15 protein-coding genes are annotated in these 19,193 nt (G+C 57.8%); 3 read left to right on the top strand and 12 right to left on the bottom strand.

The genetic code is table 11. The features are described from left to right. Positions 1–8: 8 nt before the first annotated feature. Positions 9–656: a paraquat-inducible protein A gene (locus tag IV89_RS02235; RefSeq protein ID WP_005850602.1), complete on the bottom strand. Its 648-nt coding sequence runs from the start codon at positions 654–656 to the stop codon at positions 9–11. A 166-nt stretch (positions 657–822) separates the two neighbouring features. Between IV89_RS02235 and IV89_RS02230 the strand changes: the two genes are divergently transcribed. Then, positions 823–1,383: a type 1 glutamine amidotransferase domain-containing protein gene (locus IV89_RS02230; protein WP_037942519.1), complete on the top strand. Its 561-nt coding sequence runs from the start codon at positions 823–825 to the stop codon at positions 1,381–1,383. 65 nt (positions 1,384–1,448) lie between these two features. Here IV89_RS02230 and IV89_RS02225 read toward each other — a convergent pair whose 3' ends face one another. The 6 genes from IV89_RS02225 to IV89_RS02200 all read right to left on the bottom strand — a co-directional run bounded on the left by IV89_RS02225 (position 1,449) and on the right by IV89_RS02200 (position 11,873). Next, positions 1,449–2,423, bottom strand: coding sequence for a C45 family peptidase (locus IV89_RS02225; protein ID WP_037942517.1), 975 nt, complete (start codon positions 2,421–2,423; stop codon positions 1,449–1,451). A gap of 18 nt (positions 2,424–2,441) precedes the next feature. Beyond that, positions 2,442–3,902 (bottom strand): biotin carboxylase, encoded by a 1,461-nt coding sequence (locus tag IV89_RS02220; RefSeq protein WP_005850608.1) that lies wholly within the window; start codon positions 3,900–3,902, stop codon positions 2,442–2,444. A 23-nt stretch (positions 3,903–3,925) separates the two neighbouring features. Further along, positions 3,926–6,664 carry an aminotransferase class I/II-fold pyridoxal phosphate-dependent enzyme gene (locus tag IV89_RS02215; RefSeq protein WP_005850610.1) on the bottom strand — a complete coding sequence of 913 codons (2,739 nt, stop codon included), beginning with the start codon at positions 6,662–6,664 and terminating at the stop codon, positions 3,926–3,928. Positions 6,665–6,747: 83 nt separating this feature from the next. Further along, positions 6,748–7,854, bottom strand: a complete 1,107-nt coding sequence (locus tag IV89_RS02210) for a carbon-nitrogen hydrolase family protein (protein ID WP_009825643.1) — start codon at positions 7,852–7,854, stop codon at positions 6,748–6,750. A gap of 167 nt (positions 7,855–8,021) precedes the next feature. Further along, the gene (locus IV89_RS02205; RefSeq protein ID WP_005850614.1) at positions 8,022–10,790 is read right to left on the bottom strand and encodes a TRAP transporter permease; all 2,769 of its coding nucleotides are present in this window, start codon (positions 10,788–10,790) and stop codon (positions 8,022–8,024) included. Between the two features lie 123 nt (positions 10,791–10,913). After that, on the bottom strand, positions 10,914–11,873 hold the full coding sequence (locus IV89_RS02200; protein WP_005850616.1) for a TAXI family TRAP transporter solute-binding subunit: 960 nt from the start codon (positions 11,871–11,873) through the stop codon (positions 10,914–10,916). Between the two features lie 445 nt (positions 11,874–12,318). On the opposite strand from IV89_RS02200, the gene IV89_RS02195 reads away from it, so the two are divergent. Continuing rightward, the gene (locus IV89_RS02195; protein WP_037942513.1) at positions 12,319–13,935 is read left to right on the top strand and encodes an FMN-binding glutamate synthase family protein; all 1,617 of its coding nucleotides are present in this window, start codon (positions 12,319–12,321) and stop codon (positions 13,933–13,935) included. A gap of 70 nt (positions 13,936–14,005) precedes the next feature. Here the strand turns inward: IV89_RS02195 and gabT are convergent, their stop codons facing one another. Further along, complete coding sequence (gene gabT, locus IV89_RS02190; RefSeq protein WP_200875465.1) at positions 14,006–15,400, bottom strand: 4-aminobutyrate--2-oxoglutarate transaminase; 1,395 nt, start codon at positions 15,398–15,400, stop codon at positions 14,006–14,008. Between the two features lie 178 nt (positions 15,401–15,578). Here gabT and IV89_RS02185 point away from each other — a divergent pair, with 178 nt between their 5' ends. Continuing rightward, positions 15,579–16,130, top strand: a complete 552-nt coding sequence (locus IV89_RS02185) for a cupin domain-containing protein (protein ID WP_009825647.1) — start codon at positions 15,579–15,581, stop codon at positions 16,128–16,130. An 87-nt stretch (positions 16,131–16,217) separates the two neighbouring features. Here the strand turns inward: IV89_RS02185 and IV89_RS02180 are convergent, their stop codons facing one another. The 4 genes from IV89_RS02180 to IV89_RS02165 form a co-directional block, all read right to left on the bottom strand. Further along, complete coding sequence (locus IV89_RS02180; protein WP_005850628.1) at positions 16,218–16,367, bottom strand: hypothetical protein; 150 nt, start codon at positions 16,365–16,367, stop codon at positions 16,218–16,220. Between the two features lie 295 nt (positions 16,368–16,662). Next, on the bottom strand, positions 16,663–18,333 hold the full coding sequence (locus IV89_RS02175) for a sensor histidine kinase (protein WP_235183730.1): 1,671 nt from the start codon (positions 18,331–18,333) through the stop codon (positions 16,663–16,665). Between the two features lie 53 nt (positions 18,334–18,386). Continuing rightward, the gene (locus tag IV89_RS02170; protein ID WP_005850631.1) at positions 18,387–18,944 is read right to left on the bottom strand and encodes an RNA polymerase sigma factor; all 558 of its coding nucleotides are present in this window, start codon (positions 18,942–18,944) and stop codon (positions 18,387–18,389) included. Then, positions 18,941–19,096 (bottom strand): NepR family anti-sigma factor, encoded by a 156-nt coding sequence (locus tag IV89_RS02165; RefSeq protein WP_005850632.1) that lies wholly within the window; start codon positions 19,094–19,096, stop codon positions 18,941–18,943. Before IV89_RS02165 ends, IV89_RS02170 begins: the two co-directional genes overlap by 4 nt. Between the last annotated feature and the right edge of the window lie 97 nt (positions 19,097–19,193).

Below are 19,193 nucleotides of genomic sequence, written 5' to 3'. Positions count from 1 at the left end.
ACGGGCGCTTAGGATTTTTTGGGATTTTCCAGCGAATTCCATACCGACCATTTACACATGAATTTGTCCTGCGCCACAATCAGAACAACCAAACCACAAAACATCCAGAAAGCTGGCCCAAACCCCACAGTTGCCAGATCGGCAATCTTCACCAGCGCCACGGCACAGCCAAGCGCGAAAATCTCGGCCATCGACCACGGTTGCAACGCTTGCGACAGGCGGAACGCCTGCATTGCGTGGCGTGCGGGCGGCAGGTCCAGCACGATGGGCACCAGCACATAAAGCGTCAGCATCACCCGCGCCAAGGGCACCAGCATGATCAAGGCAGCCGTCGCCAGCGACAGCAGCAAAAGCGGCCCGCTGGAAAACGCCAGCGCCGCGTCCATCACAGAGACAGAGTTCTTGTTGCCCGCTGCATCAATATCCAGAAACGGAAAGAACGTCGCGCCAAGGATCAGAACAAAGGTGGCAATGGCGATGGCAATGATCTTCAGCCCCGCCTTTTTGCGCGGTTCGATCAACACGGTGTGGCACCGTTCGCACACCGCCTTCTCGCCAACCTTGGGCACCTTGAGGTGATACACGGCGTCGCATTGGGGGCAGACGATGATCTCCTCCAGATTGACGGATGGTGCAGGGTCGACGGTGTCTTTCATCCCCTCGGTATAAAGGAGATCACAAACCGTGTGTATCGAATTCTGGACACGAAAAGTTCATTCTGGGCATCGGCGGAATCCCGTCAATGCAGGTTCCAGCGCTGGAACATTCGCGCAATGTCTTTGTTGTGTCGGTGAAGATAGCGAACATGAAAGGAGCTTTCTAATGACACAGATCACAGACGCGAAAATTCTGATCCTATCCACCAATGGTTTCGAGCAATCCGAGCTGGAGCGCCCATTGAATGACCTCAAGTCCAAAGGGGCCACCGTGCATGTTGCCACCCCTGATGGCGAAGACATCAAGGGCTGGGACAAAGACGACTGGGGCAACACAGTTGCTGCGGACAAAGCCCTGTCGGATGTCACTGTTGATGACTACGACGCGATTGTCCTGCCCGGCGGTCAGATCAACCCCGACCTGCTGCGCGCCAACAAGGACGCCGTATCGCTGATCAAAAGCTTTGCTGACGCGGGCAAGACCGTTGCCGCGATCTGCCACGCCCCTTGGCTGCTGATCGAAGCAGGCATTATCAAAGGCCGCGCCGCAACCTCCTACGCCTCAATCGCTACGGATGTGAAAAACGCCGGTGCGCATTACGAGGACAGCGAAGTCGTCGTGGACCAAGGCATCATCACCAGCCGCTCTCCCGAAGATCTGGATGCGTTTATCGCCAAGATCGTCGAGGAAGTCGAAGAAGGTGATCACAACCGCAAAGCCGCTTAAATTAGGCTACAGCGAAACACAAAGGCGGGGTATGTGCCCCGCCTTTTTCATGTGCAGGGATAGAGTTACGCCACAACCCCCGGCATCAGGACGTTGCGCGACCCTTCCTCGAACGCATCCAGCTTCTGATGCCAGACGGTTCCGGGCCAGCGATGCTCCATCTCGCGTTTGCGGGGGCGATAGACAGCGGTATAAAGCGTGCCGAAGCCTGCGTTGAACTGGTGCGAATACAGCGGCGGTTTCAGGAACGTGTTGATGAATTTCTCTTCCGGATCACGGTGGAACCGCAACCGTTGCAGCAGATATCTTTCGCGTTCAACCGTCGCCGTAAAGCGCGCATGGCTGATCCATTCGACGTTTTCCTGATGGTTGGTCGCCACCGCTGCCTTGGTGATGATCGCAGGCCGGTCCGGTGCCATCAGCGCCGTCAGATACTTGCGTTTGCGGTCCAGCACCGTGACGTTATAGCTCATGTGGGTCGGCACACGTGCCAGAATTTCGCCCGCTTGCTCGGCAGTCTCGCAGGTTTGCAGCACATAGCGCAGGATCAGCGGCACGCCAAAGCCCACCCCCACCACACGACGGCCCCCAAAGGTAAGCGATATCGACAGCCCCGCGTCGTTCACCCCGTCCACCAGCCCGAACAACCCGTCAGAGGTGCCCATCACGCGACGCCCCTTCCAGCCGGTGTGCAGCACCAGACTGTCGAACGCGTTGGTGTTATAGTCATAGTTCCGCACCATGACAGGTTCCTTGCCGCCCCAAACCGCCTGACTGCATCCCGACAGATAGGGCGGCGGGCAGTAAAAGCTCAGGAACCTTGCCGCCAGATCACCCCCGCCCGCCTGATCACATAGATCTTCGTACAGCGGGATGAGGTCGGGCATATGCGTCTTGAGCGCACGACGACATTCGGCATAGGTCGGGCGCGCGGGCTCGCCCTCCTTCAGCCACCATTTACGGTAGAAGGGCCAATATTCGGCGAAAAGCCCGGCCCATTTGGGACCGGGCAATTCTTCTGAAATGGCACGCCACAGCATGTGCTGCCCTTTCGGTGCTTAGAGGATTTTGAACGCCGGATCAGACATCGCCGGACCCGCCTCTGCGACGGGCAGAGGACGACCGTTCACCGATTGCTTGATCCCGTGGATCCACTTTTTCGCGCGCTCATTCAACTGGAAAGACTTCGTCATCGACCGACCGCGGGTCACAAGGATGCCAATATCGGCCCCTTCATAGCGGTAATCACCCGGTTGCAGGATGCGCAGGAAGAACGCTTCGTTCTCGGATTCCACGGCGCGACGGTGATAATCGAAACGGTCGAACACAACGCGGCCATCTTCCAGCATCTTGTAAATGCCCGTTTCGGGCGCTTCGGTGCAGATATCGACGCTGTCTTCGGTATGTTTGATCACCATCTGGCTCCAACCGTCGATCATCTCGGGGTCGGCCCAACGGTTGTTCAGCTCTTCTACATCCAGATTGAACTTCTTCTTGCTGAATTCCAGCAGGTGGAACAGGAACAAGGGCGCATCCGCATGGGCAAAGGCGGCGTGGTTCGTCATCGACGACGCGCCCGTGATGCGCGGGTTCAACTCGCCCAGCCAGATGTCACCGGTCTTTTTGTCGATCAGGAAGTCGAGCTCGAAATAACCGCGATAACCTTCCTTGCGCAGCTGTTCGCCGAACTTATAGGTCAGCTCGCGCGCTTTCTGGCGGACCTTGGGCGGGAAAGCGGTCGACAGAATTTCATTGCCACACCAGCCCCCGCGATAGGGCGTCAGATCCTTGAAACCGACCAGTTCCGTCATAAGCGGACCAACGATCGTGCCTTCTTTGGTGGCGCAAGCCTCGATCGCGGAACCGCGGCAGTCGATCCGCTTCATGATCTTGATCTCGCCCTCGCCGACGATCTCGGATTCATGACGGCGGAAGTCTGCTTCGGACTTGATAAAGAACGTCGTGTGGCCACTGTCCCCAAAGGCGGATTGCAGCACCAGATCGTGACCGATCCCGGCCTTCTCACAGGTCTTCTTGAGGTCTTCGTAATCCTTGACCTCGGCCAGCACATTCGGCACCGACGGCACACCGGCCTTGTTGCCGATCCGCACGGTTTCGATCTTGTTGTCCATCTTTTGGCGCAGCTTGGCCTTGGGGAACCAGACATCCGCGCCCAGCTCTTTCGACAGGCGTTCGGTTTCCTCGTCGAACATCAAGAAGACGAACTTGGGCTTGCCACCGCGCCGCTTGACGAAATCGATGACTTCTTTGTGCTGCAACAGATAGTTGTTGATGTCTTCGATGCTCTGGAATTCAGCGTGGGGCTGTTCCGAGGGGCAGAACACATTGGGGTGCTTGCCGCCGTAGCAGTCGATGTAGCAGATATACTTAAAGTTTTTCACCCACTCATCGAGACCAAGAAGGTTAAAGTTCGTGGCCGAGATAAAGTAAACAGGGTCTTCGTTACGGTGAAAGAACCGGCGAATTTCCGAGATATTCTTGAGAACAGTCGTTGTCATGATATTTGGTCCTTTGCTTAATCTTAGTCAGGTGAAGACGACAGGTTTTTCTTGCGCACCCGTTTCAGCGCCGCATCCGTAAAGACGCGCAGCCCCAGATCGGGGCGGTAACCGTGGATTTCGCTGACGTCCAAATTCCGCATGAACGACAGGATTTCCTGGCTTACCACCTGTCCGGGGACGAGGATGGGAAAGCCGGGGGGATAGGGGATGATAAAGCTGGCGGACACGACCGTCTGGTTGGCGTCCATCGCCTCTTTCAGCGTGCCGTTCAGCTCCAGGTAATCGGTGTTCTTCTCGTCATAAGCGAGGAAGAACGCCGTGCGGATATCCCCTTCGGAGGTGACATCGTCGTTGCGGAAGGCCTCGTGAAAGCGGCTGAAGTCCGGCAGCGGCGGGTAGTTCTCCATCAGGTTGGCGACGCGGTTGTCGAAAGACCGGCGCTCCATCTTGCTGGCGTCATCCAGACGGTCATCCAGCGATTTCGCGATCTCGACCAGCACCTCGATCAGATAGGCGACGCTGGACCGCGTGGTGCCGATATTGGTCATGAACAAGACCGTGTTGCGCGAGGTCTTGTTGATCTGGATGCCGTATTTATCCATCAGGATATCGGTCTTGAACGTGTCACCGTCCCAGCCCGTCCCACCGACAAGTAACGTCACGCGGCTGGCATCGAGGACGAACTGGTCTTTCTCCCAGCAGTCCCACATATCGGTCCAGCCCTGTTCCTGATGGTAATAGCTGGTCACCCCGCTTTCGCGGTATTCCTCGGGGATCATGTCGCCCGCTGTCAGCACCTTGAAGTATTTGCTCAGCAGCGGGTGGTCGGCAATCGCACGACGCATGGACAAAGCGGCCTCGATCTGGCGCTGCACGAATTCGAAGCCTTCAAGCTCTACCTGTCGTCGCCCCACATCCAGCGACGCGATGATCTGGTAGTTCGGCGAGGTCGAGGTATGGGTCATATAGGCTTCGTGGAAGCTTTGTTCGACCTCGCCCTTAAAGTCCTGATCATTCACGTGAATCATCGACCCCTGCCGGAGCGAGGTCAGCGTTTTATGGGTCGATTGCGTGGTATAGACCCGCACCCGCGAATCCGGCGCAGGGATCAAACGCGTGTTCAGCAGCGTCTCGTCGTCGGCATCCTTCAGTTCAGCCTGCTGCTTTTCATAGGCGATGCGGTGGTCGTCCGACTTGAACCGCGCGCGCAGCGTATTGGCTGCGTTCATGCCCGTACGCTGGCGGTAGGTCGGGTTGAAACGGGCAAAAGCGAACCACGCCTCGTCCCACAGGAAAATGAGGTCGGGCTTGATCGCCAGACATTCCTCCATCACCCGTTCGACGTTATAGACCAGCCCGTCAAAGGTACAGTTTGTCAGCAGCAACATGCGCACCTGATCCAGCTTGCCCGCGGCCTTGAGCGCCAGAAGCTGATGCTTGATTTCGCGCAGGGGCACGGCACCGTACATCGAATATTCATTCAGCGGATAGCTATCAAGATAGCACACCTGCGCCCCCGCCAGCACCATCCCGTAGTGGTGGGATTTGTGGCAATCGCGGTCGACCAGCACGATGTCACCGGGGCGCACCAGAGCCTGCACCACGATCTTGTTACAGGTCGAAGTGCCATTGGTGGCAAAGAACGTCTGCTTGGACCCGAAGGCGCGGCTGGCCAGTTCTTGCGCCTCTTTGATCGGCCCGTGTGGTTCAAGCAAGCTGTCCAGTCCGCCCGAGGTGGCAGAGGTTTCGGCCAAAAAGATGTTCGGCCCGTAGAACGCGCCCATGTCCTGAATCCAATGCGACCGCGTGATCGACTTGCCCCGGCTGATCGGCATCGCGTGGAAAACGCCCGTGGGCTGTTTGGAATATTCGACAAGCGCCGTGAAGAACGGCGATTTGTTCCGCGCCTGCACCCCGCGCAAAATGTTCAGATGCAGCTCCATAAAGTCTTCTTGGTTATAAAAGACCCGACGGCAGATCCCCAGATCCAGACCCGCGATATCCTCGACCGACCGTTCGGTCACCAGATAGGCGTCCAGCTCGGGGCGAACCTTGGCGATCATGCGGCAAAGCTCGGGGCCGTAGTTCTCGGGCTGGAGCTTGTCGATCTCTTCTTGCCCGCCGGCGCGGGCGAGGTAGCGGACCAGTATCGTCTCGTCCATCTTGGACTTGAGCGTCAGGCCCGGGCGCACCACGATGGCCTGGATATTATGGTTGAACAGCACCGCGATCAGCGCGTCTTCGATGGATTTGACCACCACGGCTTCGTAGTGGAACGGGTCTTCGGGGCGGCGCATCCGGCTGACGTTGGATTTCAGCCAGCGCTCTTGCTGGTCGTTCACATCATCGACGATCAGCACCTCGAAATACGGTTTGGTCAGCGCCCGCGCCTCGGGGGACAGCATCGCCTCGTCGTCATGCTCGTCGTGATCGATGCTGTCGCGTTCCAGCGGGATGGTGCGACGGCGATAGGCCCCTGTTGTCAGCGCCCGCGTGATGCGGTTCACCGCAAAGGCCATGTCGTCAAAGCTGTTGTTATTCAGCATCCGTTGCAGGTGTTCGAACGCCGCCATGCCCGGAAAGGCCCAATAGGGTTCGATCAGCGACAGGGAGTCAAACAGCGCGGCGCATTTGCTGCGCAGGGCTTCGATTTCCTTGGCTGTGGTGGCGCGGGTCAGGCCGCTCGCCGCTTCACGCAGCGCGCTCCATCGGTCGGACCTCAGCTGAATTGCCGACGAATAATCGTTCATAGAATGCATCAATCGTACTCCGCTTTGGGCGGTCGACTGCTGCATCCCGGTGTCCGGCACTTTTGAAAAGCGCCGGACCTGAACGCCTCAGCCTAGCCGCTAGATGTCGGCCCGCTGCCCGGCAGATCACCGGGCTTTACGGGTGGATTTGGTGTCGCTGCAGCCGGAGCCACAGGTGTTTCGGCAGGGGCCGTGATATTGGCAGTCCCCGCCGTTGGATTTGGTAGCGGTTCGGGGGCAAAGCCCGGCTGAACCGCAGGTGTCGTTGTTTCATGCCCTTTGAACACGGGCGCGTCCGGCACCCGCTGCGCGGGCACATCGACGTGCAGACCGGCGCGGGTCCCCTGATGGGGCACCTCAAGCGGGCCAAGCGTGTTCAGATAGGCGTCTGTCCCGCTGGAACGGTCATAGATCGAAAAGTCGGTAGACCGGTCGCGGAAGGATTTAAGGACCTGCCCCAGACCCTTCATGCCGGTTTCGCGCTGACGACGCACCATCGACAGATCGACTTCGATCGGGAACATGTCTTCCTGACCGGCGGACTGGTGCAGGACCATCGATGTCGGATCGACGACCAGCGATTTACCGACGCCACCTGCGCCCAGACCGTTGACTGCAAAGACATAGCACTGGAACTGCGCCGCGGTCGCGCGGGCAATCGCCAGCTCTGCGTCACGGTCGGTGGTGCCGGTCAGAACCGGTGTCAGCAGAACCTCGACGCCTTGGCTGGTCAACTGGCGCGTGGTTTCGGGGAACCACATGTCATAGCAGATCGACAAGCCGAAACGCCCGACTTCCGGCACGTCGAACACACAGAATTCGGTGCCCGCCGCGATGCCGGATTCATAGGGCCGGAACGGGAACATCTTGGCGTAGCGGCGGATGATCTCGCCCTCGGGGTTGATCACAACGGCAGTGTTGTACACGCGCCCGTCCTCGGGGTTCTTGAGGAACATGGAGCCGGGGATCAGCCAGACACGGTGCTTGCGTGCAGCGGCCTGAAACACCTCGAGCGTTTCATTCTCGGGGGGCAATGCAAACCGGTCAAGCGGGCCAAAGGGGGCCAGCTCGGAAAACAGGACCATCTGGGTCCAGGGAAAACGCGCCATCAGGATGTCCAGCCGTTGGATCATGCCATCGACGTTGGACTCCAGCGCGTTGACGTACATCTGCACGCCTGCAATCGCAAAAGGTGTCATAACTTGTCACTCCGTCCAAACGGGCGGAAGGGGCCGGAAATACTCCGCCCATACGCCCAAGGTGACAAGTCCATACTCCCATTGTTGGGAATATTAAACACGTGACGTGATGGCGAACCCACCGTCATTTGCATGGCTTCTATGCGTAACATGCACAAACTAATCTGTTACACCACCGCTGCTTTGCGGGCCGCACGTGCATTGCGGCCCCGTTGCATGACGACCACGAGGGCCAGCAACAACAGCGCAGGGATAAACATCCAGTATTTACTTGGGGTTGCGACGGGTTTGAGCACGCGCAGCACCTCTTGGTCCCAATCCAGACCCGCCGATTGCGCGGCAGAGTTGTACAAAACGTCGTCGATGAACATCTGGTCGCCCTCGACACGGGTGATCACGCCGGCAGCCTCCAGCCGTTCTTCGCCCGTGGTGCCTTCTTTGATGGGCAGAAGGGCGACAAATTCGATCGGATCACCCAGATCATTGATACCCGCGACGCGCAGGCGCAGATCCTCCCCAAGCGGTGTGTCGGCCGCGGCCTGCACAATCTCGGCCGGTGCTTCTTCGGTATAGGGCGGAAAGACCATATCCATCCAGAAACCGGGCCGGAACAGGGTAAAGGCGATCAGCAAGAGGGCAATCGTCTCGTAGAAGCGGTTTCGCGCAAGGAACCAGCCCTGGGTCGCTGCTGCAAACAACAGCATCGCAAAGGTCGCGACAATGAAAACGAATATACCCTGCACCATCGTCACATCAATCAGCAGAAGTTCGGTGTTGAAGATGAACAGGAACGGCAGCGCCGCCGTCCGCAAGCTGTAGAAGAACGCGACGACACCGGTCTTGATCGGATCCCCACCGGACACAGCCGCGGCGGCAAAGCTCGCCAGCCCGACCGGAGGCGTCACATCAGCCATGATGCCAAAGTAGAATACGAACAGGTGCACGGCGATCAGCGGCACGATCAGACCGTTCTGCTGCCCCAGTGTCACAATGACAGGTGCCAGCAGGGCCGACACAACGATATAGTTCGCCGTTGTCGGCAACCCCATCCCAAGGATCAGCGACAGGATCGCGGTCAGGAACAGGATCGCAAGGATATTGCCGCCCGACAGAACCTCGACCACATCGGCAAGCGCCGACCCAACGCCGGTCTGGCTGACAACGCCCACGATGATACCCGCGGTCGCGGTGGCGATCCCGATACCGATCATATTGCGCGCCCCGACGACCAAGCCGTCGATCAGGTCACGCACCCCCGCGACCACATCATTGGCAAACTGGCTTTCGCCGCGGAAAATCGCCATCAGCGGACGCTGTGTCACGAGGATAAAGATCATGTAGGTCGTGGCCCAGAACGCTGACAGGCCAGGGGACAGACGATCCACCATCAAGGCCCAGACCAGAACGACAATCGGCAGGATAAAGTGCAGGCCCGACCGCACCGTTGGACCGGGCAAGGGCAAACGTGTCACCGGCTCGTTCGGATCGTCCAGAACCAGCGGCTCTTCCTTCGACCCGATATACAGCAGACCGGCATAGACCGCGGTCAGCAAGGCAAAGATGATATAGCCCGCGCTGTTGGGGAAAGCAGGACGCAGCCAGCCCATGCCATAGTAGACAGCAAAGCTCAGCGCGCAGATACAGGCGATGATAAAGGCGGACACCAGCAAGCGCTGCACAATCGGCTTGGGCGTATAGGGGCGTTCCAACCCGACCATACCGGCCTTCAGCGCTTCGAGGTGCACAATATACACCAGCGCGATGTAAGAGATCACCGCGGGCAGAAACGCGTGTTTCACCACATCGAAATAGGGGATGCCCACATATTCAACCATCAGGAAGGCCGCGGCCCCCATGACGGGCGGCATGATCTGACCATTGACCGAAGACGCAACCTCGACCGCGCCGGCCTTTTCAGAGCTGAACCCCACCTTTTTCATCAGCGGAATGGTAAATGTCCCCGTGGTCACGACGTTGGCGATCGAGGAGCCAGAGATCAGCCCCGTCATGGCAGAGGACACAACAGCAGCCTTCGCAGGCCCGCCTTTCATGTGGCCCATCATGCTGAAGGCGACCTGGATGAAATAGTTACCGGCACCGGCCTTATCCAGCAGCGCGCCGAACAGGACGAAAAGGAATACGAAAGAGGTCGACACACCAAGCGCGATGCCGAACACACCTTCGGTGGTGATCCACTGGTGGTTCACAATCTCGGAAAGCGAGTTACCCTTATGCGCGATGATATCCGGCATCATCGGGCCCAAGACGTTATAGACAAGGAAGACCGACGCAACGATCATCAGCGCAGGCCCAAGGGCGCGGCGCGTTGCCTCTAGCAGGATCATGATGCCGATCACGAAAACAACCGTATCTTGCATGTTCGGCGCACCGACGCGGCCCGAGATTTCGCGATAATACACAAACAGATACAATGCAGCCGCCGCGCCAACCAGCGCCAAGGCCCATTCCCACAGGGGGATACGGTCTTTGGGCGATCCAAGCACGACACATGCGACAATGACGATGGCGACCAGCGGGATCCACCAGGTCGGCGTGCCGTCTTTGGCCGCGACCATGAACAGATAGGCCAGCACGACGGGCACGATAATTCCCAGCCCCAGCTGCACCTTGGTGCGCGCGGCGGGGAAAGCGGCGATGCCAAGGAAGATAGCAAAGGCCAGATGGATTGACCGGGCTTCGGTGTCGTTAAAAACACCCCAGCCGAAAACAAAGGGAAGTGGGGAGGCAATCCACAGCTGGAACAGCGACCACGCCAGCGCGGTCAACGCCAGAAAGACGCCAACGCTTCCGGTCGCTGACCTGCCGCCCGTGTCCGAAGACGCGACAAGTTCGTCCAGTTCGCTTTGGCTCAGCCCGCCTTTTCCGGCGGCTTCGGCTTCTACAGCGGCGGCTTGGTGTTGATCGTTCTGTGACATCTTCGTCCCCTTGGTGGCCCCGTATCAGGACAGGTGCACGTTTATTGTCGGTCGACTGCGGTCGTTGCCGCAGGATGCGAACGCGAGGCTGTCCTCGCGTTCGCGAATAGTCAATCGGCGGGCTTATTCAATCCAGCCACGCTCTTTGTAGTACTTCGCCGCACCATCATGCAGAGGGGCGGACAGACCGTCTTTGATCATCTCTTCTTCTTTGAGGTTCTCAAACGCGGGGTGCAGCTTTTTGAAGCGGTCAAAGTTGTCGAACACAGCTTTTACAACTTCATACACAACTTCTTCGTCCACATCAGCGGAGGTCACAAAGGTCGCTTTCACGCCGAATGTTTTCACATCCGCGTCGGTGCCTTTGTACATGCCACCGGGGATGGTGGAGTATGCGTAGAAGGGGTTATCGGCGACCAGCTTGTCGATCGCTTCGCCTTCAACCGGCACCAGCTTGGCGTCGACGGTAGACACGGCTTCCTGGATCGACCCGTTGGGGTGGCCCACGGTGTAGATGATCGCGTCGACCTTGTTATCGCCCAAAGCGGCGGCCTGCTCGGCTGGCTTCAGCTCGGATGCGAGCGCGAAGTCATCCATGGTCCAGCCTTTGGCATCCAGAACGACTTCCATCGTGGCGCGCTGACCGGAACCGGGGTTGCCGACGTTGACGCGTTTGCCTTTCAGGTCGTCAAAGCTTTCGATGCCGGAATCGGCACGCGCGATGACGTTGAAGGGTTCGGCGTGTACAGAAAAGACCGCGCGCTCTTTGTCGAACTTGTCGCCTTCGAACTGCGAAGACCCGTTGTACGCGTGGAACTGCCAGTCGGACTGGGCAACACCCATGTCCATGTCACCCGCCTTGATGGCGTTGATGTTGGCGATGGAACCACCGGTGGACGGAGCGGTACATTTCAGGCCGGTTTTGGCGCTGTCACGGTTTACCAAGCGGCAGATCGACTGACCCACAACAAAGTAGACGCCGGTCTGGCCGCCGGTCCCGATGGTGATGAATTTCTCCTGCGCGGTGGCGGCGGTACCCGCGACCAGTGCAGAGGCGATGGCGATGGACTTGAAAATAGTCATTTGAAGTCTCCCAACTTAATTGTCTGAACACACGTCATTGATGCGCATGCTCTCCGTCATGGTTGAAATGAGCGCAGATATTCCGAAGCAAAACAAGCTGATTTATTGCGATTTTTCCCCGAAATAATGCTCTGACCCTGTGCGAATCGCGGCGTGAAATCATGAATTATTTTCACTATGCGGTACACATGGCACCCGTCATTTAGGGGACGCGGATGGTAAATCGCAACGCGAAAAACGATGTAATAAACTGATTTTCCATATTTATTTCACTTCCCCCAATCCCGTGCCTAAAAATACTAGCGCGCAGCGGCACAAAATCAAAACTGCGGGCCGGAATATGTGCCGGACATCTGCCTTCGCCGCGCGGTACTTTCGGGTTATTTGTGCTATATAACCGAAAAAGCAGCGATTTTCGAGCCAGACGCGCCAGCAGGAGCCCCACATGAAAGCACTCAAATCCCTCGGCCGCTTTGGCCTTTTTGCGACTGTCGGCGTCCTTTTCGGCGCCTTCGCGATGCTCACAGCGCTGTGGTCGTGGTGGATGGCTTTCCCGTCGGTGATCTTCGGCATCCTCGCGGGTATGGGGGTGTACGACCTGATCCAGACCAAACATTCGATCCTGCGCAACTATCCGGTGCTGGGGCACATGCGGTTTTTCTTTGAAGGTATCCGCCCGGAAATCAGGCAGTATCTGATTGAATCCGATCAGGACGAAGAACCCTTCAGCCGTGATGACCGGTCGCTGGTCTATCAACGCGCCAAAGGCGTGGAAGACGCGCGGCCTTTTGGCACGCGAATGCGGGTCTATGATGCGGGGTATTCATGGGTCACCCATTCGGTCCAGCCGGTCCATATCACCGACACGGATTTTCGCGTGACCATTGGCAACAAGGACTGCAAGCAGCCCTATGACGCGTCGATCTACAATATCTCGGCAATGAGCTTTGGGTCGCTGTCGGCCAATGCGATCAGCGCCCTGAACAAGGGCGCCAAGATGGGCCAGTTCGCCCATGACACCGGCGAAGGCGGGATCAGTCGCTATCACCGCGAGGGGGGCGGCGATCTGATCTATGAAATCGGGTCGGGCTATTTTGGCTGCCGCACAGAAGACGGGCAGTTCGACCCCGACAAATTCAAGGAGCAGGCCGCAAGCGACCAGATCAAGATGATCGAGCTGAAGCTGAGCCAGGGTGCCAAACCCGGTCATGGTGGCATGCTGCCCGCGTCGAAGATCAGTGCCGAGATCGCGGCGGCACGGGGCATCCCGATGGGGCACGATTGCATCTCGCCCGCCGCCCATTCGGCGTTCACCTCTCCTGTTCAGATGATGGAGTTTCTGGGCAAGCTGCGCGATCTGTCGGGCGGCAAGCCTGTGGGGTTCAAGCTGTGCATCGGCCACCAGCGTGAATTCATGTGTATGGTCAAGGCGATGCTGGATACGGGGATCGTGCCTGACTTTATCGTCGTCGACGGCACCGAAGGCGGCACGGGCGCTGCCCCGCTTGAATTCGCCAACCACGTCGGCATGCCGATGGTCGAGGGGCTGACCTTTGTGCACAACACCCTGCGCGGTGCCGGTATTCGCGATCAGGTGAAACTGGGCGCGGCGGGCAAAGTCGTATCAGCCTTTGATATCGCCCGTGCGCTGGCTTTGGGCGCGGATTGGTGCAACTCCGCCCGCGGGTTCATGTTTGCGGTGGGCTGTATCCAGGCGCAAGCGTGCCACACCAATCACTGCCCCGTCGGCGTCGCGACCCAAGACCCCACGCGCCAGCGCGCCTTGGATGTGGATGACAAAAGCCAGCGTGTCGCGCGGTTTCACCGCAATACGCTGATGGCCTTGGGCGAGATGACAGGCGCCGCCGGCCTAGAGCACCCCAGCGATTTCCTGCCCCGCCATATGATGATGCGGCAAAGCGATAACAGCATGGTGCAGGGTGATCAGGTCTATGGCTACCTGCCCGAAGGCTATCTGCTGGATGATCAATCGCCCGACTATAACGGCAATAAAACCCGTTGGGCGCGGGCGCAGGCCGACAGCTTTGTACCGTTTGATTAAACGCGCCCAAGACCGGAAGCACAAAAGGCGCGCAGGTTTCCCGGCGCGCCTTTCATTTTGATTACAGAGCTTACTTTGTTTCTTCGGCGACCGCGGCAGCGACGGAGGCTTCGAAAATCCCGAGCCCCTCTTCGATGATCGCATCCGACGCGGTCAGCGGCACCATCACACGCACGGCGTTGCCCTGCATGCCACAGCTCAGCAGCAGCAGACCGCGCTTGAGCGCGTGTGCAATAACACGTTTAGTGAAATCACCGTCCGGTGTCGCGGTGTCAAAGTCGGTTACAAACTCGACCGCGACCATCGCACCCAGACCGCGGATATCCCACATACGGAAAGGTGCAGAGCGTGCGCCGATCTCGGCAAAGCGCGCCTTGAGGTGTTCCCCCATGTCCAGCGACCGCTGCAGCAGGCCTTCTTCCTCGATCGCCTCGATCGCGGCAAGCGCTGCGGCACAGGCGACGGGGTTGCCGCCGTACGTGCCACCCAACCCGCCGGGGATCATCGCGTCCATCACATCAGCGCGGCCAATGACACCCGCCAGTGGATAGCCACCCGCCATCGACTTTGCCACGGTGATCAGATCGGGGGTAACGCCGGAGTGTTCGATGGCAAACCATTTGCCGGTCCGACCAAAGCCCGCCTGCACTTCGTCGGCGATCAGCATGATACCGTGCTGGTCACAGATCTCGCGGAGCTGGTGCATCATCTCGAACGGCACGGGGGTATAACCACCCTCGCCCAAGACGGGCTCGATGATGATGGCGGCCACACGTTCGGGCTGGGCATCGGTCAGGAAGAGGTTCTTCAGGCCGGTGATCGCATCCTCGACCGTGATCCCGTCGCGAGGTGACGGGAAAGGCGCGCGGAAGATATCGGACGGGAAGGGACCAACGTCTTTTTTGTAAGGAGAGATTTTACCCGTCATCCCCAGCGTCAGCAGCGTGCGCCCGTGGTAGCCGCCGGTAAAGGCGATCACACCGGGGCGGCCGGTTGCAGCCCGCGCGATCTTGACCGCGTTTTCCACCGCCTCGGCACCGGTTGTGACCAGCAGCGTTTTCTTGGGCGCATCACCGGGGGCCAGCGCGTTCAGCTTTTCCGCCAGTTCGATATAGGGGGCGTAGGGCACAACCTGAAAGCTGGTGTGCGTATATTGGTCTTCTTGCGCCTTGGCTGCCGCGATCACCTTGGGGTGACGGTGGCCGGTGTTCAGCACGCCGATGCCGCCGACAAAGTCGATGTAGCGGTTGCCATCCACGTCCCAAAGTTCCGCGTTCTCCGCGTATTTCGCATAGATCGGCGCCGCAGAGGCAACGCCGCGTGGAACAGCCTGTTCACGGCGGGCGATCAACTGAGCGTTGGTTTCGACAGATACGTTTGCATCAAGCATGTCGGGCACGACGCTGCTTTTTGCCGGTTTCTTTGCAGCGGCCTTGTGCGGCTGCTTTTTGACAGTACTAGGCATATACAAATCCTCTTGTTGAAACGCGACCCGCGTTTAAAATCCTCTTATTGCGTTTAATTTAATTGTCAATATAGATTTACCTCAGCGCGCGTCAGTTGAATCGCATGCGCCAAAATTTGCCTGTGATCGCACCAAGATACGGGTTAGGTAGCTGACAGAAATAATCCGGGGACCGGACGTGGACATAGGTCAAAGACTAAGATCGATTCGAGAAGAACGCGGCCTGTCTCAGCGCGAACTGGCGACAAAGGCAGGGCTGACCAACGGCACCATCTCCCTGATCGAGAAGAACAAGACGAGCCCCTCGGTCGCGTCTTTGAAAAGCCTGCTGGACGCGATCCCGATCAGCATGGCTGAATTCTTTTCAACGCTGGAAGATACGCAATCGCCCAAGGTCTTCTATCGCGAGAGTGAGTTTACCAAAGTCTCCCCCACCTATGACGGTCAGGTGTCGTTGCGCCAGCTTGGCAACGCTGAGCAACACTCCTTGCAGGTGCTGCACGAAACCTACCCGCCCGGCGCGGACACAGGCCCCGAACTGCTGGTGCATGAGGGCGAAGAAGCTGGTGTGGTTATTTCCGGAGAGATCGAGGTGACGGTCGATGATGCCGTCGCCGTGCTTGCACCGGGGGATGGCTATCTTTTTGACAGCCGCTTGCCGCACCGGTTCAGAAACATCGGCGACGTACAATGCATTGTTGTAAGTGCATGTACGCCGCCGAGTTTTTGATTTCGTTTTCTTGACGTGCGGATGGCCCGCACTAAACCTTTGATTTTCGTTTTCTTGACGTGCGGATGGCCCGCACTAAACCTTTGATTATCGTTCGTCGTCGCGCCGGGAATGGCTATGCAATGACGATCTTTGGCGCTTTTTCTCTTCGCTGCCCCGTTGCGTGGTCAGCGAAACGATAGCGATTGCAGCCAAAGCGAGAATCAAAAATGAAGCGATAAACAAATCTGTCGTCATTGATGCCTCCTGTTCGCTTGTGTGGCTCGTTCAGGAGACTAACAGCCCACGGGTCACATGGTTCCACAGGCTGGAGGGCGCAATTGCTGCATTGCAGAGTTTGCGCGGCGCTTTGCTGAGACGGCGAATGTCGCCTGACATACGCGATCGGGACCACATCCATCGCGAAACCACCGAAAGTCCCATGAATCCCGCAGGTTGCACCCCAACAGGCCCCGCTGGCTGGGACGCGAAGGATTCACCGCCGACATACCGAAAATAAATTTAATTTTACCGAGTTTTCTGCGCCGAACCCTCAGTAATCGTAGACTTCTTTCGCCTGCAGCGGCACGTGGAATTCAACGCTCAGCGTATAGGTGCCCTCTTCATCGATGATCTCTACCTGCCCGTTCAACTGACGCGAGAACGCGTTGATCAACCGGGAGCCAAGGCCGGTCCCTGCTTCGGGATCAATATTGCCGGTGGTGTTCTTAACAAACAGCAATGCCATTTCCGGCTGGGTATGAGACAGGCTCACCTCGATATGTCCCTTTGCCTTGCCGTCGGCGGCGACATATTTCAGCGCATTGGTAATCGCCTCGGACACCAGCAACGTCAGCGGTGCGGCGTCGTCGGGGTCAAGCTGAACCGCCTCGTAGTTTTGCGACACCGTCACGCCAGAGCCGGACGGCAGACCTACGCTAAGGAGCTGGTTCACGATCTCATGCATGAGCGCGCCACCGTCGACGCGGGTCAGGTTGTCGTTCTGGTAAAGGCTTTTGTGCACCGTCGCGAGGCTGAGGATCCGGTCCTGCAAACGCTGCAGCACGCGTTTCGCATCCGATGTGGTCGCCTGACGGATCTGCATATTCATGATAGAAGAGATCAGCTGAAGGTTATTCTTCACCCGATGATGCACTTCTTTCAGCAGAATATTCTTTTGGCGCAGGTTGTCTTCTAGCGACGCTTCATCCCGCAGGATAGATTCCGCCATACCGACAAAAGCATGCTCCATATTCACGATCTCGGTCGGGACGACACCCCCCAAGGGCGTGCGCGGCAAGGTTCTGTTCAACGCGAAATGGCGCATCTGCCGACCAAGTTTGCGGATGTGTTTAATGGCCAGACGGTTCAGCGCCCAGAAGGCCACGACAAGGCTTGCCAGCCACATCGCCACCGGCAGCACGAAACTAAGCGTTGTCATCGCCCCCGCCTGAAGCAGCGGGGAATCCTCGGGCCAGACGCTCATGGCGTAGGCAACACCGGGGACGATGGGCAAAACGGCATAGACGCGGTCCTGCCCTTGCTGGTTGGTGTCATGGAAGACGCGACCAGACTGGCCCACATACCATTTCAACGCGGCAAAGGAGGGCAGCTCTTGCTCGGCCGCTTCAACACCATTTTTGGTCGTCAGGATGTCGCCCTGCGCGTTAAAGGTCAGCATCGCGATCGGCTGCGACCCTGTCTCGGGCACCGGTGCGTCGTTAAAAACCTTTTCGGGAATGGACAGGTTGATAAAGCCGATCAGCTCTTCTTCCACCTTAAGCGGGTTGGTGACGATCAGCACCGGTTCCTTGCTTTGTGCCGGCGTGCTGGTGACATTCGCCATGCGACTTTTGTGTTCGATCATCTTTTGAAATACAGGCCGGTCCGACACGTTTCCCGAAACGCCTGTCGACACGCAGTCCATCCGCCCGTCGTTTTGGATGAAGCTTGCGACTGTATAAAGGTCGGAGGATCGCTGATATTCCCGCATGAAGGCGCTGCATGACACATTGTCAGACTTGATCAGTTTGACCACGGACGCCAAAGCCGCCGCTGCGCCGAACGCTTCCTGAATGGTGCCGCTTTCCTTCGCCGACGCTTGCTCTGTAATGGCAAGCAGCGACAGTTCGGCATTCTCGAGGTTCTGCTCCGCAATCTCTCGCGTTTGCACAACGGCGATCAAACCGATGGGCAGCAACGCAAGCGATAGGAAAAGCAGCACGCGAAACGCGAGGCCCCGAAAGATATTTGTGGACAGAAACCCCGACGTCACGATCAGAAAGAAGACACTTTAGATGCCGAGATAACCGACATCGTCGCATCATCCGTCATTTCGAGGCTTTCGTCATCGCGCAGGCCCATCAGCTCAGCCAGTCGCGCACGGGCACGGTTCGTCCGACTTTTGATCGTACCGACGGCAACGCCACACATCTCGGCGGCTTCCTCGTAGGAAAAGCCTGATGCACCGACCAGCAGCAATGCTTCGCGCTGTTCGTCTTTCAGCAAACCCAGAGCTTTGCGGAAATCGGTCATTTGCATATGCCCGTCATGCGCCGGCTTTTCGGCAAGGCTTTCGGTGAACACACCATCCACATCAGCGACCTCGCGGTTGGCTTTACGACGGGAAGAATAATAGGTGTTCCGCAAAATTGTGAAGAGCCAGGCGCGCATATTTGTGCCGACTTCAAATTTTTCGATGTTGGTCCAGGCTTTGACCAGAGTATCCTGAACCATGTCATCCGCGACGGCACCGTTCCGGGTCAGGCTGATGGCAAAGGCGCGCATGGCGGGCAAATGCTCCACCAGTTGGTCGCGGGGATCAGAATTGCTCATCCTTTTTTACCAGCGTTTTTATCCTGTTCTTTCAACTGATTAAGCAGGTCTTTAAATTTATCGGGAATCCCTTCTTCCATCGTCTCGTCATAAACGCGGCGAAGATTTTCGTCGATAAAGCGCTCACGCTCGTCGTTTTGGCCTGATTGCATGAACAAGTTTCCTGCCTTCTTTAAATACTGTATTTATACATATGACACGGAACCAAACACAGCGTTAGGGGGTTTGGTTCCAGAAATATTTTAAAAG

Origin of the sequence: Sulfitobacter sp. CB2047, from assembly GCF_000735125.2 — a bacterium.
Classification (GTDB): domain Bacteria; phylum Pseudomonadota; class Alphaproteobacteria; order Rhodobacterales; family Rhodobacteraceae; genus Sulfitobacter; species Sulfitobacter pontiacus.
This window is presented reverse-complemented; position numbering and strand designations above follow the sequence as displayed.

Coding starts and splice junctions, on each gene's coding strand:
- IV89_RS02235 (WP_005850602.1), bottom strand. CDS start 656: ATGAAAGACACCGTCGACCCTGCACCATCCGTCAATCTGGAGGAGATC.
- IV89_RS02230 (WP_037942519.1), top strand. CDS start 823: ATGACACAGATCACAGACGCGAAAATTCTGATCCTATCCACCAATGGT.
- IV89_RS02225 (WP_037942517.1), bottom strand. CDS start 2,423: ATGCTGTGGCGTGCCATTTCAGAAGAATTGCCCGGTCCCAAATGGGCC.
- IV89_RS02220 (WP_005850608.1), bottom strand. CDS start 3,902: ATGACAACGACTGTTCTCAAGAATATCTCGGAAATTCGCCGGTTCTTT.
- IV89_RS02215 (WP_005850610.1), bottom strand. CDS start 6,664: ATGCATTCTATGAACGATTATTCGTCGGCAATTCAGCTGAGGTCCGAC.
- IV89_RS02210 (WP_009825643.1), bottom strand. CDS start 7,854: ATGACACCTTTTGCGATTGCAGGCGTGCAGATGTACGTCAACGCGCTG.
- IV89_RS02205 (WP_005850614.1), bottom strand. CDS start 10,790: ATGTCACAGAACGATCAACACCAAGCCGCCGCTGTAGAAGCCGAAGCC.
- IV89_RS02200 (WP_005850616.1), bottom strand. CDS start 11,873: ATGACTATTTTCAAGTCCATCGCCATCGCCTCTGCACTGGTCGCGGGT.
- IV89_RS02195 (WP_037942513.1), top strand. CDS start 12,319: ATGAAAGCACTCAAATCCCTCGGCCGCTTTGGCCTTTTTGCGACTGTC.
- gabT (WP_200875465.1), bottom strand. CDS start 15,400: ATGCCTAGTACTGTCAAAAAGCAGCCGCACAAGGCCGCTGCAAAGAAA.
- IV89_RS02180 (WP_005850628.1), bottom strand. CDS start 16,367: ATGACGACAGATTTGTTTATCGCTTCATTTTTGATTCTCGCTTTGGCT.
- IV89_RS02170 (WP_005850631.1), bottom strand. CDS start 18,944: ATGAGCAATTCTGATCCCCGCGACCAACTGGTGGAGCATTTGCCCGCC.
- IV89_RS02165 (WP_005850632.1), bottom strand. CDS start 19,096: ATGCAATCAGGCCAAAACGACGAGCGTGAGCGCTTTATCGACGAAAAT.